At 68.3% G+C, this 12,891-nt stretch carries 13 protein-coding genes; 12 read left to right on the forward strand and 1 reads right to left on the reverse strand.

Going from position 1 to position 12,891, the window contains the following annotated elements:
• Positions 1 to 89 precede the first annotated feature (89 nt).
• The 9 genes from CFB43_RS09375 to CFB43_RS09415 all read left to right on the forward strand — a co-directional run bounded on the left by CFB43_RS09375 (position 90) and on the right by CFB43_RS09415 (position 8,751).
• Complete coding sequence (locus CFB43_RS09375) at positions 90 to 1,145, forward strand: 3-keto-5-aminohexanoate cleavage protein (RefSeq protein WP_089494866.1); 1,056 nt, start codon at positions 90 to 92, stop codon at positions 1,143 to 1,145.
• A 161-nt stretch (positions 1,146 to 1,306) separates the two neighbouring features.
• Positions 1,307 to 2,635 (forward strand): MFS transporter, encoded by a 1,329-nt coding sequence (locus tag CFB43_RS09380; protein ID WP_089494867.1) that lies wholly within the window; start codon positions 1,307 to 1,309, stop codon positions 2,633 to 2,635.
• Between the two features lie 16 nt (positions 2,636 to 2,651).
• On the forward strand, positions 2,652 to 3,227 hold the full coding sequence (locus CFB43_RS09385; protein WP_089494868.1) for an RBBP9/YdeN family alpha/beta hydrolase: 576 nt from the start codon (positions 2,652 to 2,654) through the stop codon (positions 3,225 to 3,227).
• A 317-nt stretch (positions 3,228 to 3,544) separates the two neighbouring features.
• Positions 3,545 to 4,711 carry an ABC transporter substrate-binding protein gene (locus CFB43_RS09390; protein ID WP_089494869.1) on the forward strand — a complete coding sequence of 389 codons (1,167 nt, stop codon included), beginning with the start codon at positions 3,545 to 3,547 and terminating at the stop codon, positions 4,709 to 4,711.
• Positions 4,712 to 4,760: 49 nt separating this feature from the next.
• Entirely contained in the window at positions 4,761 to 5,846 is a 1,086-nt protein-coding gene (locus CFB43_RS09395; RefSeq protein WP_089494870.1) for an ABC transporter ATP-binding protein, read from the forward strand.
• A 37-nt stretch (positions 5,847 to 5,883) separates the two neighbouring features.
• The gene (locus tag CFB43_RS09400) at positions 5,884 to 6,756 is read left to right on the forward strand and encodes an ABC transporter permease (protein WP_089494871.1); all 873 of its coding nucleotides are present in this window, start codon (positions 5,884 to 5,886) and stop codon (positions 6,754 to 6,756) included.
• The gene (locus tag CFB43_RS09405) at positions 6,756 to 7,688 is read left to right on the forward strand and encodes an ABC transporter permease (protein WP_089494872.1); all 933 of its coding nucleotides are present in this window, start codon (positions 6,756 to 6,758) and stop codon (positions 7,686 to 7,688) included. Before CFB43_RS09400 ends, CFB43_RS09405 begins: the two co-directional genes overlap by 1 nt.
• A 122-nt stretch (positions 7,689 to 7,810) precedes the next feature.
• Positions 7,811 to 8,248, forward strand: a complete 438-nt coding sequence (locus tag CFB43_RS09410) for a hypothetical protein (protein WP_089425443.1) — start codon at positions 7,811 to 7,813, stop codon at positions 8,246 to 8,248.
• A 290-nt stretch (positions 8,249 to 8,538) separates the two neighbouring features.
• Positions 8,539 to 8,751 (forward strand): hypothetical protein, encoded by a 213-nt coding sequence (locus tag CFB43_RS09415; RefSeq protein ID WP_006497261.1) that lies wholly within the window; start codon positions 8,539 to 8,541, stop codon positions 8,749 to 8,751.
• Positions 8,752 to 9,038: 287 nt separating this feature from the next.
• On the opposite strand, the gene CFB43_RS09420 is transcribed toward CFB43_RS09415, so the two are convergent.
• Positions 9,039 to 10,004 carry a D-2-hydroxyacid dehydrogenase gene (locus tag CFB43_RS09420; protein ID WP_089494873.1) on the reverse strand — a complete coding sequence of 322 codons (966 nt, stop codon included), beginning with the start codon at positions 10,002 to 10,004 and terminating at the stop codon, positions 9,039 to 9,041.
• A gap of 250 nt (positions 10,005 to 10,254) precedes the next feature.
• Between CFB43_RS09420 and CFB43_RS09425 the strand changes: the two genes are divergently transcribed.
• Genes CFB43_RS09425 through CFB43_RS09435 form a run of 3 tightly spaced genes read left to right on the forward strand, consistent with a single transcriptional unit; the run spans position 10,255 to position 12,836 of the window.
• Entirely contained in the window at positions 10,255 to 11,445 is a 1,191-nt protein-coding gene (locus tag CFB43_RS09425; RefSeq protein ID WP_089495290.1) for a CaiB/BaiF CoA transferase family protein, read from the forward strand.
• 22 nt (positions 11,446 to 11,467) lie between these two features.
• Positions 11,468 to 12,430 carry a hydroxymethylglutaryl-CoA lyase gene (locus CFB43_RS09430; protein WP_089494874.1) on the forward strand — a complete coding sequence of 321 codons (963 nt, stop codon included), beginning with the start codon at positions 11,468 to 11,470 and terminating at the stop codon, positions 12,428 to 12,430.
• Positions 12,431 to 12,452: 22 nt separating this feature from the next.
• Positions 12,453 to 12,836, forward strand: coding sequence for a VOC family protein (locus tag CFB43_RS09435; protein ID WP_089425446.1), 384 nt, complete (start codon positions 12,453 to 12,455; stop codon positions 12,834 to 12,836).
• The last annotated feature ends 55 nt before the right edge of the window (positions 12,837 to 12,891 follow it).

Here is a 12,891-nt window from a genome sequence, read left to right on the forward strand (position 1 = left end):
CCCATGCAACGCGCCGGGCCCGCCGCCCGGCGCGGCGGGATACGCACGCCCGTGCGCCCGCAATACAACGATTTCCACTGGAGGACGACATGCAATTTCTCGACGATTCGCTGCACCCGGAAAACCAGGACAAGGTGGTCATCACGGTCGCGCCGTACGGCCCCGAATGGATGCCGGCCGATTTTCCGGAAGACATTCCGGTGACGATGGACGAGCACGTGCAGAAGGCCGTCGACTGCTACAACGCGGGCGCGACGGTGCTGCACATGCATGTGCGCGAGCTCGACGGCAAGGGCAGCAAGCGGCTGTCGAAGTTCAACGAGCTGCTCGGCCGGCTGCGCGATGCGGTGCCCGACATGATCCTGCAGGTGGGCGGCTCGATCTCGTTCGCGCCGGAAGGCGAGGGCGCCGACGCGAAATGGCTGTCCGACGACACGCGCCACATGCTTGCCGAATTGACGCCGAAGCCCGACCAGGTGACGGTCGCGATCAACACCGTGCAGATGAACATCACCGAGCTGATGAACCGCCAGGACATCGCCGGCACGTCGTTGAACGAAGCCGCGTACTGGGACGCGTACCGCGAGATGACCGTGCCGGCCGGCCCGGGCTGGGTCGACGAACACCTGCGCCGCCTGCAGGCGGCCGGCATCCAGCCGCATTTCCAGCTCACCGGCATGCACGCGCTGGAAACGCTCGAACGGATCATCCGCCGCGGCGTCTATCGCGGCCCGCTGAACGTCACGTGGGTCGGGATCGGCGGCGGCTTCGACGGCCCGAATCCGTACAACTTCATGGAATTCGTGCGGCGCTGCCCGGACGGCGCGTGCATCACGCTCGAATCGCTGATGAAGAACGTGCTGCCGATCAACACGGTCGCGATGGCGCTGGGCCTGCATCCGCGCTGCGGGATCGAGGACACGATCATCGACCAGAAGGGCAACCGGATGACGTCGGTGCAACAGGTCGAGCAGTGCGTGCGGATCGCGCGCGAACTCGGCCGCGACATCGCCACCGGCAAGGAGGCGAAGGCGATCTACCGGATCGGCGTGCAGTACGACGGCATCGACGAGACGCTCGCGCACCTCGGGATGGCGCCGAACCGCCGCTCCGGCCAGGTGAACGTGCCGCTGCGGGCCGCCTGACGCGCCGCGCACCCGGGCAGGCGGTCGCCACGGCCGCCGCCCGCCGACCGTTGTGGCGTGGCACCCATCCCCGCGCACGGCGCGGGGGCTGACTCCGGGCCACGGAGCGGGGCCACGCAAGCCGCGCCGGAGCACGACCTCCGGCGCCGGAGGAGACACGCATGCTGATCCATCAAGTCGAGCCGTCGATACAGGACATCGCCGCCGCCGGCCGGCGCGCGCCCGCGTATGCGTGGCTCGTGTTCGGGCTGACCGTCGGCCTGCTGCTGTCGGACTACATGTCGCGGCAGGTGCTCAATGCCGTATTCCCGTTGCTCAAGCACGCGTGGGGGCTGTCGGACACGCAGCTCGGTTCGCTGTCCGGCGTCGTCGCGCTGCTGGTCGGGCTGCTGACGTTCCCGCTGTCGGTACTCGCCGACCGCTTCGGGCGCGTGCGCAGCATCGTGCTGATGGCCGCGTTGTGGAGCATCGCGACGCTCGGCTGCGCGCTGTCGACGAATTACGCGGAGATGCTCGTCGCGCGCGGCCTCGTCGGGCTCGGCGAAGCCGCGTACGGCAGCGTCGGCGTCGCGCTGATCCTCAGCATCTTTCCGGCACGGCTGCGCGCGACGCTGACCGGCGCGTTCATGGCCGGCGGCGCATTCGGCTCCGTGTTCGGGATGGCGCTCGGCGGGCTGGTCGGTGCGCATCTCGGCTGGCGCTGGTCGTTCGGCGTGATGGCCGCGCTCGGCATCGTGCTGCTCGTCGCGTATCGCTGCGTCGTGACCGAACGGCGGCTCGCCGCGTATCGGATCGAACCGTGCCGGCGCGTCACCGGCGCGCCGCGCGACCTGCGCGGCAACGTGCGTGCGCTGATGTCGGGGCTGTTCGCATCGCGTTCGGTGATCTGCGCGTACCTCGGCAGCGGGCTGCACCTGTTCGTGCCGGGTGCGCTGTTCGCGTGGCTGCCGAGCTACCTGAACCGCTACTACGCGATGGCGCCCGACCGCGCGGCGGTGCTCGCGGCCGGCTTCGTGCTGCTCGCGGGCGTCGGGATGGTCGGCTGCGGGATCGTCACCGACCGCGTCGGCAAGATCGACGGCAAGCGCAAGTGGCTGACCGCGATCGCGTATTGCGTCCTCACGGGCGTGTGCCTCGCGATGGCGTTCCGGCTGCCGCCCGGGCCGCTGCAGCTCGCGCTGATCTGCGCGGGGATGCTGGTCGGCGCGGGTGCGTCCGGTGCATCGGGCGCGATGGTCGCGAACCTGACGCCGGCCGCGATCCACGCGTCGGCGTTCGCGACGCTCACGCTCGCCAACAACCTGCTCGGCATGGCGCCGGGCCCGCTGCTGACGGGGTGGGTCGCCGATCGCGCCGGCCTCGTCGGCGCGCTGCAATGGATTCCCGTCGTGCCGCTCATGGCCGCCGTGCTGTTCGCGATCGGACGCGCGAGCTATGTGGCCGACCTCGCCCGCGTCGAACGCGAACGGCGCGCGTCCCACCTTTCCTGAACGTTTCGGAGACAGCATGACCCTGACGACCACCCCCACCATCCTGATCGTGCCCGGCTTGCGCGATCACGTCGAAGACCACTGGCAGACGCACCTCGAACGGCGCCTGCCGAACGCACGCGCCGTCGCGCCGCTCGAAGCCGACAAGCTGAGCCGCGCCGCACGCGTCGCGGCGCTCGATGCGGCGCTGGCCGGGATCGACGGCCCGGTGATCCTCGTCGCGCACAGCGCGGGCGTGATGATCACGGCGCACTGGGCACGGCAGGCCACGCGCCAGATCCACGGCGCGCTGCTCGCGGCGCCGGCCGATCTCGAGTCGCCGATGCCTGCCGGTTATCCGGCGCCCGAGGCGATCGCCGCGAACGGCTGGACGCCGATACCGACCGGACGGCTGCCGTTTCCGAGCATCGTCGCCGCGAGCCGCAACGATCCGCTCGCGGGTTTCGAACGCATCGAGGCGCTGGCGGCCGGGTGGGGCAGCCAGCTCGTCGATCTGGGGGAGGTCGGCCACCTGAACCCGGCGTCGGGGTATGGCGAGTGGCGGGATGCAGAGCGGTTGATCGAAGAAGTGGCCGCTCTCGGCACGGCCTGACTGACCGAATATTCCCGCCTTTCGCGCGCCGCGCCCGACCGGGTGCCCGGCGCGCGCGCCGTCACCGTCGCGTCGCAATGCGGCCTCGAACCGATTCCATTTCGCCGATCGCCGAGATACGACGTCTTAACACGCGGCACAATCGACCCGGCACGACGCCCCAGCATCGGTCGGCACACAAATCCTCAATAAACGGAAGGCATTTGTCAGGGAAAGTCCCGCCCCGCGCGCCGTGGTTTTTTGTTGACCGACATCGTATAACGCCGTCATGATTTCCTGAAAAGAAAGGTCCCATCCACCGACCGAAGTGAGGAGACATGAACGCCACCCCGATCGCTCGCCGTGTCCGCCGGATCGCACTCGCCGTGGGCTTCACGCTGTCTGCCACGGCCGCCGTCGCCGCCCCCGTCTCGCTGAACATCGTCGATGTCGCGGGCAACCTGCAGCTCACGCAGAAGGCCATCGAAGCCTTCAAGGACAAGAACCCGAACCTCGTCTCGAACGTCACGTTCACGAACGCGCCCGCGCCGCAGTTGCCGGGCAAGATCAAGGCGATGCAGGCGGCGGGGCGCGCCGACATCGACCTCGTGCTGACGGGCACCGACGCGCTGGCCGCCGGCATCGAGCAGAACCTGTGGCAGAAGCTGCTGCCCGACGACGCGGCCGCGCTCCCCGGCGTGCTCGACAAATACGCGCCCGGCCCGCGCAAGATGCAGGATCTCGCGCAGGGCTACGGCCTCGAAGTTACCTACATGCCGGCCGGCCCGCTGCTCGAATACAACCCGGCGAAGGTCAGCGACCCGCCGAAGACGCCCGATCAGCTGCTCGCGTGGTGCAAGGCGCACCCGAACAAGCTGATCTATGCGCGCCCGGCGAACTCGGGCCCCGGCCGCACGTTCCTGATGGGGCTGCCGTACGTGCTCGGCGACAAGAATCCGCAGGATCCGATCAACGGCTGGGACAAGACCTGGGCGTTCCTGAAGTCGCTGAACGACTGCGTGCCGTACTACCCGGGCGGCACGTCGGCGGTGATGAAGGAGCTCGGCGAGGGCACGCGCGACATGACCGTGACCGTCACCGGCTGGGATCTCAACCCGCGCGCGCTCGGCATCGTGCCGGCGGAATTCAAGGTCCAGGCCTTCGACAACATGACGTGGGTCAACGACGCGCACTACATGGTGATCCCGAAGGGCGTGCCGAAGGAAAAGCTCGACGTGCTGTTCAAGCTGATGAATTTCCTGCTCGAACCGGCGCAACAGGCGATGACCTACGACGACGGCTACTTCTATCCGGGCCCGGCGGTAAAGGGCGTGACGCTCGAGATGGCGCCCGCGCACAGCCAGGAAGTGATCAAGAAATTCGGCCGCCCCGAGTACGCGAAGCTGCTCGCGGAGCGCCCGCACGTGCAGCCGCTCAACGCGCAGGCAATGGTTGCCGCGTTCCAGAAGTGGGATCGCGAGATCGGTTCGCAGAAGTCGAAGTGACGCATGAACCGGCGGGCGCCGCGGCGCCCGCGTCGAGGGAGTTCGCGCAATGAAGCACAGTTTCGAACGGCTGCGGCTCGATGGCGTATGCCGCAGCTTCACCAATGCGGAAGGCGCGCAGGTCGCCGCGCTGAACGGGCTCGATCTCGAGATCCGGCGCGGCGAATTCATCGCGCTGCTCGGCCCGTCGGGCTGCGGCAAGTCGACCGCGCTCAACTGCATCGCGGGGCTGCAGCCGCTCACGCGCGGCGGCATCTGGCTCGACGACACGCGCATCGACGTGCTGCCGCCCGAGCGCCGCGGCTTCGGGATGGTGTTCCAGAACTACGCGCTGTTTCCGCACATGTCGGTGCTCGACAACGTCGGCTTCGGCCTCAAGATGCGCGGCGTGCCGAAGCAGGAAACGCGGCGGCGCGCGCAGCAGGCGCTCGAACTCGTGCAGCTGGTCGGCCACGAGGGCAAGCTGCCCGGGCAACTGTCGGGCGGGCAGCAGCAGCGCGTCGCGATTGCGCGCGCGATCGTGATCGAGCCGCCGCTCGTGCTGATGGACGAGCCGCTGTCGAACCTCGACACGAAGCTGCGCATCGAGATGCGCGCCGAGATCCGCCGCATCCACACGCAGCTCGAACGCGCGACGATCTACGTGACGCACGACCAGGACGAAGCGCTGTCGATGGCCGACCGCATCGTCGTGATGAAGGAGGGCGTCGTGCAGCAGGTCGCGACGCCGAAGGACGTCTACACACGCCCGCACAACCTGCACGTCGCGCGCTTCATGGGTTATCGCAACGTGCTGCCGTTCACGCTCGAAGGGATGGCCGGCGATTACGTGAACGTCGCGGCCGGTGGCGTGCGCGTCACGGGCGTGCCGATGGCCGGCTTCGATGCGAAGGAGGTCGTGGTCGCGCTGCGCCCCGACGACATCGAGCGGGCAGACGATGCGGGCGACAACACGAACGCGTTCGACTCGACCGTCGAAACGGTCGAGTACGGCGGCCGCGATTCGCTGATCCGCGCGGTCACGCCGTTCGGCCCGATCTGGGCGCGCGTCGCCGGCGAATTCACGGAAGGCGAGCCGCTGCGGCTGCGCGTTGCGCCGTCACGCACGCTCGTCTATCCGGGAGCGCCGACATGAGCGGCGTGACCGCCGCGCCGTCATACCGGGAGGCCGCATGAGCACGGTCGCGTCCGGCGGCACGCCGCGCGACGCGAAAGCGTGGCTCGTCACGCCCGCGCTCGCGTTCATCGTCGCGCTGTTCATCTACCCGTTCGCGTACGGCCTCGTGCTGTCGTTCCAGCCGATGAACGGCGGCGGCGCGCTCGCGAACTACGTGCAGTTCTTCACCGACACGGCCATGTGGCCGACCGTGGTCGTCACGCTGAAGCTCGCGGTGCCGGCGACGCTGCTCAACGTCGGCATCGCGGTGCCCGTCGCATTCGCGCTGCGCCGCCATTCGCCGTACCAGAAGTTCGTCACGACGCTGCTCGTGATTCCCGTGACGCTCGGCACCGTGCTCGTCGCCGACGGGATGCTCACGTATTTCGGGCCGAACGGCTGGTTCCCGCAGGCGCTGCAGGGGCTGCACCTGTACACCGACGAAGTGCGCCTCACGCACAACTACTGGGGCGTGCTGCTGTCGCTGATCGTGTCGGGCTTTCCGTTCGCGTTCCTGCTGATGCTGTCGTACATCAGCGGCATCGACCCGACGCTCGCGCGCGCAGCGGCGACGCTCGGCGCGAACCCGTGGCAGCAGTTCCGGCAGATCTACCTGCCGCTGCTCGTGCCGGGGCTCACGATGGCCGCATGCCTGTCGTTCGTGCAGGCGTTCTCGGTGTTTCCGTCGGCCGTGCTGCTCGGCGCGCCGGCCGGGCCCACGCGCGTGATCTCGATCGCGGCGGCGGAAGCGGCGTTCGAGAGCTACGACTATTCGCTGGCATCGGCGATCGCGATCGTGATGGGCTTCGTGCAATTGCTGGTGGTCGCGTCGATGCTCGGCGCGCGCCGCTTCTTCTATACGGGCGCGGTGACGGGAGGCAAGGGCTGATGGCGACCGACAATCATGCCGCGCGCACCTGGCCGCCGAAGCACGACACGCCCGATGCACCCGATGCGCGCCCCGTCGACGCGAGGAAACCGCGGAAGATGACAAGCAATCTCGCCGGCCGCGCGTGGAAGGCGCTCGTGTGGGGGCTGATGGCGTTCTTCCTGCTGAACGTGATGCTGCTGATCGCGACCGTCGCGGTGAACTCGATCGCGACCCGCTGGTTCGGCACGCCGCTGCCGCAGGGCTTCACGCTGCACTGGTATGCGAAGGCGTGGGAAGACTTCCAGCTCGCGAGCGTGCTGTGGGTGACCGTCGAGGTCGTCGGCGCGGTCGTGCTGCTGTCGATCGCACTCGGCGTGCCGGCCGCGTATGCGCTGGCGCGCGTGCGGTTTCGCGGCAAGCGCTTCGCGCTGCTGGTGTTCCTGCTGCCGCTGATGGTGCCGCCCGTCACGTACGGGATCCCGATGGCCACCGTGATGTACAAGGTCGGGCTCGCGGGCACGCTGCCCGGCGTGATCCTCGCGAACCTCGTGCCGGCGCTGCCGTTCGTGATCCTCGTGATGACGCCGTTCATCGAGCAGATCGATCCGAATCTCGAAGCCGCCGCGCGCATCTTCGGCGCGAACACGTGGCGCTATTTCCGCTACGTGCTGCTGCCGCTGCTGGTGCCCGGCATGCTCGCGGCGGGGTTGCTCGTGCTGGTGCGCACGATCGGGATGTTCGAGCTGACCTTCTTCACCGCGGGGCCGAGCACGCAGACACTCGTCGTCGCGCTGTATTACGCGGTGTTCTCGACCGGCGTGCGCGCGCCGCAATCGATCGACGCGATGGCGATGATCTACATGGCCATCACGCTCGTGTGGGTCGTGATCGCGCTGCAGTTCGTGAGCCCGACGCAGCTCGTCAGTCGCGTGAAGCAGGAGCGGCAATAGGCGAGGGCGACGCTCGGGCACGCGATGCCGCTCGCGCCTCCGTGCAATTGGTTACAAATGGATACCGCGCGCGACACGCGGACGTTGCAGACTACGCGGCATTCCACCGATCACGGATATCCATGAAGTTCCACACGCTGCTGACACTCGCCGGTGCATCGACGCTGCTGGCTGCCTGCAACCTGCTCCACGACGGCCCCGGTTCGAGCGATGTCGACGCCGCCGTGCGCCGCGCGCTCGAGGCGGAAAACCACGGCGGCCTGAACGCGCTGTTCGGCCAGCCGCTGCCCGTCTCGGCCGATGTCGTGTCGGCGAAGCCCGACGGCGACTGCAAGAAGCTCGGCGATCGCACCTACTCGTGCGACGTCGTGGTCACGTGGCGCAATGCCGACTACAAGCCTTCGCGCGCGAACCTGACCTTCGTGCAGGCCGCCGACGGCGCGTGGCAGACCTCCGGCGTCGACGCGGCGATCGTGACGGGCACCGCGAAGTCGCTGGTCGACGAAATCGGCAAGGCGTGGCCGGGCAATGCGGCGAGCGGCGCGTCGGCGCCGCAGTGAAGCGCCGGCGGCGCGGCGTGCCCTGATTCCGCGGGCACGCGGCTTCGTCCCTGCGAGCCGCGATCGTTCCGTTTCTTCAAACCATCGATGACCCTCGCCCCGTGCAGGCACGACCACGGCCGGCGGGGTGGCGCCATTCGGCCGGCGCGACCCGCGTTCGACACCGATTCACCGAAAAGGGGTGCGAACACTGGCCCCAAAAGACCGAACGCATCCTCGGTATGCGGGCTGCGTTATAGGGAAAACCCTTATTTCGAGATATAATCACGGCCTAAGAGATAGGTCGAACCATGCCTGAACGTTTCCAAACCCTTGAAAAATTTGTGTTTTCCCTCGTCGTGATGTCCGCCGTCGTGTGCTCGGCCTTCCTCGCGTACGAGCGTCACCCCGAGATCAAGATCGCGCTGCACGAAGGCGAAGCGCTGATGCGCGAGAGCGCCAAGTACTCGGTCATCTGCTCGCCGTCCAAGGTCGATCCTTGCGTCGAAATGTCGGCTTACTGAGATTCGCGTCGGTCGCGGTGCGCTGCGATCGAAACGGTCGTTTCCAGAATTGGCCCCATTCAGTTTCGGACTTGTCCTATATCGTTGGTCGTCTGGATTCCTTAAAGTAGAGCCCATCAGGAATTCAGAAACCGGCCGCAAGATAGGGCGGATGCACGAACCCGTAACGTGCCGAGTCGCTGGCGTAAGCAGCCCCCGAATTCAGCCGGCCCCGCTTCGAGCCATCGAGCGGGGCCGTTCTGTTTTGCGGTTCAAATAACCTCCCGCCGCACTTTGCGCCACGCACGTCACACCACGTGCCGCGGCGCGCCATCCACGAACGCGGCGACGTTTTCCACGAGCTGATCGGCAAGCGCTTGCATCGCTTCGTCACTCGCCCACGCGACGTGCGGCGTCAGGATGAAGGCCGGATGCGACAGGATCGCGTGGAACGGATGCGCGGCCGGCAGCGGCTCCTGCGTGACCACGTCGAACCCCGCGCCCGCGATCTGCCCCGACTGCAATGCGTCGACGAGCGCGCCTTCATCCACGAGCCCGCCGCGCGCGGTATTGATCAGCAATGGCCGTCGCGCCATCCGCGCGAACGAAGCCGCGTCGATCAGGTGCCGCGTCGCCGGCGTGAGCGGGCAGTGCAGCGTGATCACGTCGCTGTCGCGCAGCAGCGTGTCGAGCGGCACGTAATCGTCTCCCGCCGCATCGCCGTGCGCCGCAAACCGCACCCGCATGTCGAGCGCGCGGGCGATGCCGGCCACCGCGCGCCCGAGCACGCCGTCGCCGACGATCCCGAGCGTCGAGCCGGCCAGGTCGCGAATCGGATGATCGAAAAAGCAGAACTGCCCGCTGTCGAGCCAGCGCCCCGCACGCACCGCGTCGCGGTACGCGACGAGGCTGCGGCGCAGCGCGAAGATCAGCGCGAACGTGTGCTCGGGCACCGTGCGGACCGCATACCCGCGAATATTGCTCACCACGATGCCGCGCGCCGCGCACGCGTCGAGATCGACGATGTCGGTGCCCGTCGCGGCGATCGCGATCATCCGCACGCGCCGCGCGTCGGCGAGCGTTGCCGCGTCGAGCCGCACCTTGTTGGTCACGACGATGTCCGCGTCGGCGATGCGCGCGGCTATCTCGTGCGCGGCCGTCCGGTCGAAGGTCTGCAATACGTGCGGAAACGGAAACGGCTTCAGCACGGTGTGCGGCGACAGCGTCGCGCGGTCGAGAAACACGATCTTCGCGGGAAAGGAAGCAGAAAACATGGCGGGTCTCGCTGACAGGCGCCCGGCGGGCGCGGAACGGGTTCGATTCTGCCGGCGGCGCGCGTGCCGTCGTTTGCCCGTTGCGCGAGCGCGCTTTCCCGGAGGGAAAGGCTGACGCAACGCCTGCATGAGGGGCGCGACGCGCGCCTTTCCGAAACGGAAAGGCTGGTTGAGCATCGATCGATTTTCGCCGGGCGCGAACGCCGTCATCATCGCCTTCATCGACACCACGATTGCATCGGAGACAGCCATGACACGCCCCCTGGACGGCATTCGCGTGCTGGAACTCGGCCAACTGATCGCCGGGCCGTTCGCGGGCCGGATGCTCGCCGAATTCGGCGCCGACGTGCTCAAGGTCGAGCCGCCCAGGCTCGGCGACCCGCTGCGCAAATGGCGGCTGCTGCATGAAGGCACGTCGGTCTGGTGGGCCGCGCAGTCGCGCAACAAGACCTCGCTCACGCTCGACCTGCGCACGCCCGAAGGGCAGGACGTCGTGCGCCGTCTCGTCGCGGAAACCGACGTACTGATCGAGAACTTCCGGCCCGGCACGCTCGAGGGCTGGGGGCTCGGCTGGGACGCGCTGTCAGCGATCAACCCGGGGCTCGTGATGCTGCGCGTGTCGGGCTTCGGGCAGACGGGCCCGTACCGCGACCGTCCCGGCTTCGGCGTGATCGCCGAGGCGATGGGCGGCCTGCGGCACCTGACCGGCGAGCCCGGCCGCACGCCGGTGCGCGTCGGCATCTCGCTCGGCGATTCGCTGTCGGCGCTGCACGGCGTGATCGGCGTGCTGCTTGCGCTGCGGCATCGCGAGCAGCAAGGCGGCAAGGGGCAGGTCGTCGACGTCGCGCTGTACGAGTCGGTCTTCAACATGATGGAAAGCCTGCTGCCCGAATACTCGGCGTTCGGCGCCGTGCGCGAGGCGGCCGGCAGCAGCCTGCCCGGCATCGCGCCGACCAACGCGTACCGCTGCCGCGACGGCAAGTACGCACTGATCGCGGGCAACGGCGACAGCATCTTCCGGCGCCTGATGGAGCTGATCGGCCGGCCCGATCTCGGCAACGATCCCGCGCTCGCGCACAACGACGGGCGCGTCGCGCAGGTCGAGCGCATCGACGCGGCGATCGGCGAATGGAGCGCGCAGCACGATCTCGATGCCGTACTGGCCGCGCTGAACGAAGCACGCATTCCGTCCGGGCGCATCTACGACGTGGCCGACATCGCGGCCGATCCGCATTACCGCGCCCGCGACATGCTCGTCGATGCCGCGTTGCCCGACGGTACGCCGGTGCTCGTACCCGGTATCGTGCCGAAGCTCGGCGCGACGCCCGGGCGCATCGACCACGCGGCGCCCGCGCTCGGCGCGGATACCGACGCGGTACTCGAATCGCTCGGCATCGATGCGGCGACGCGCGGCGACTGGCGCACGCGCGGTGTGATCTGAACCCGAACCCGGAGACGACGACATGAACGGCCAACGCAAACGGCTCTACCTCCACGAAGTCGCGACGCGCGACGGTTTCCAGAACGAAGCGGCCTTCGTCGACACCGACGACAAGATCGCGCTCGTCGACGCGCTGAGCGCGTGCGGCTACGCGAAGATCGAGGTCACGTCGTTCACGTCGCCGAAGGCGATCCCCGCGTTGCGCGACGCGGAGGCCGTGATGCACGGCATCGCGCGCGCACCGGGTGTCGTCTATACGGTGCTCGTGCCGAACGTGCGCGGGGCGGAGCGCGCGCTGTCGTGCGGCGTCGACGAAGTGAACCTCGTGATGTCGACGAGCGAAAGCCACAACCGCGCGAACCTGCGGATGACGCGCGAGCAGTCGTTCGCACAACTGCGCGACGTGATCGACGCGGTACGCGGCACCGGTGTCGCGATCAACGTGTCGCTGTCGACCGCGATGGGCTGCCCGATGGAAGGCGATGTCGCAGCCGAAGGCGTACTCGCATGGATGCAGCGCTTCGCGGATCTCGGCGTGCATGGCTTCACGCTGTGCGACACGACGGGCATGGCGTTTCCGTCGCAGGTGCGCGACCTGTCGGCACGGGCACGCGAACGCTTCGGCGCGCTGCCGCTCACGCTGCACTTCCACAACACGCGCGGGATGGCGCTCGCGAACACGCTCGCGGCACTCGACGCCGGGATCGACCGCTTCGACGCGTCGCTCGGCGGGCTCGGCGGCTGCCCGTACGCGCCGGGCGCGACCGGCAATGCGTGCACCGAAGAACTCGTGCACATGCTCGAACTCGACGGCTACGAGACGGGCATCGATCTCGCGGCCGTGCTGGCCGCGTCGGCACGGCTGCCCGCGCTGATCGGTCATGACGTGCCGAGCCAGATCCTGAAAGCCGGGCGCCGCTCGGACCTGCATCCGCCGCCGCGCGCGGACGCCGGCGACATGCCCGCGCAGCGCGCGTTCTCATGAACCACGAACAGGAGCGAACCTCATGGCGCTGATCGATCACCTCGACCATCTCGTGCTGACCTGCGTCGATCCCGACCGGACGAAGCATTTCTACACCGAGGTGCTGCAGATGCGGCTCGAAACCTTCGGCGCGGGCCGGATCGCCTTCCGCTTCGGCAACCAGAAGATCAACCTGCACGTGCGCGGCGCGGAGTTCGAACCGAAAGCCCATGTGCCGGTGCCCGGTGCGCTCGACCTGTGCTTCATCGCGTCGGTGCCGCTCGACGACGTGATTGCGCACCTGAAGCGCGTCGCCTGGCCGATCGTCGAAGGGCCGGTCGAGCGCACGGGCGCGACGCAGAAGATCCGGTCGGTCTACGTGCGCGATCCCGACCTGAACCTGATCGAGATCTCCGAGTTGATCTGAGCACCGGCGCACCACCGCGTCGTCTCGCCGCTTCGCCCTCACGCGAGCGGACCTG

The sequence above is a fragment of the Burkholderia sp. AU15512 genome (assembly GCF_002223325.1).
Classification (GTDB): Bacteria; Pseudomonadota; Gammaproteobacteria; order Burkholderiales; family Burkholderiaceae; genus Burkholderia.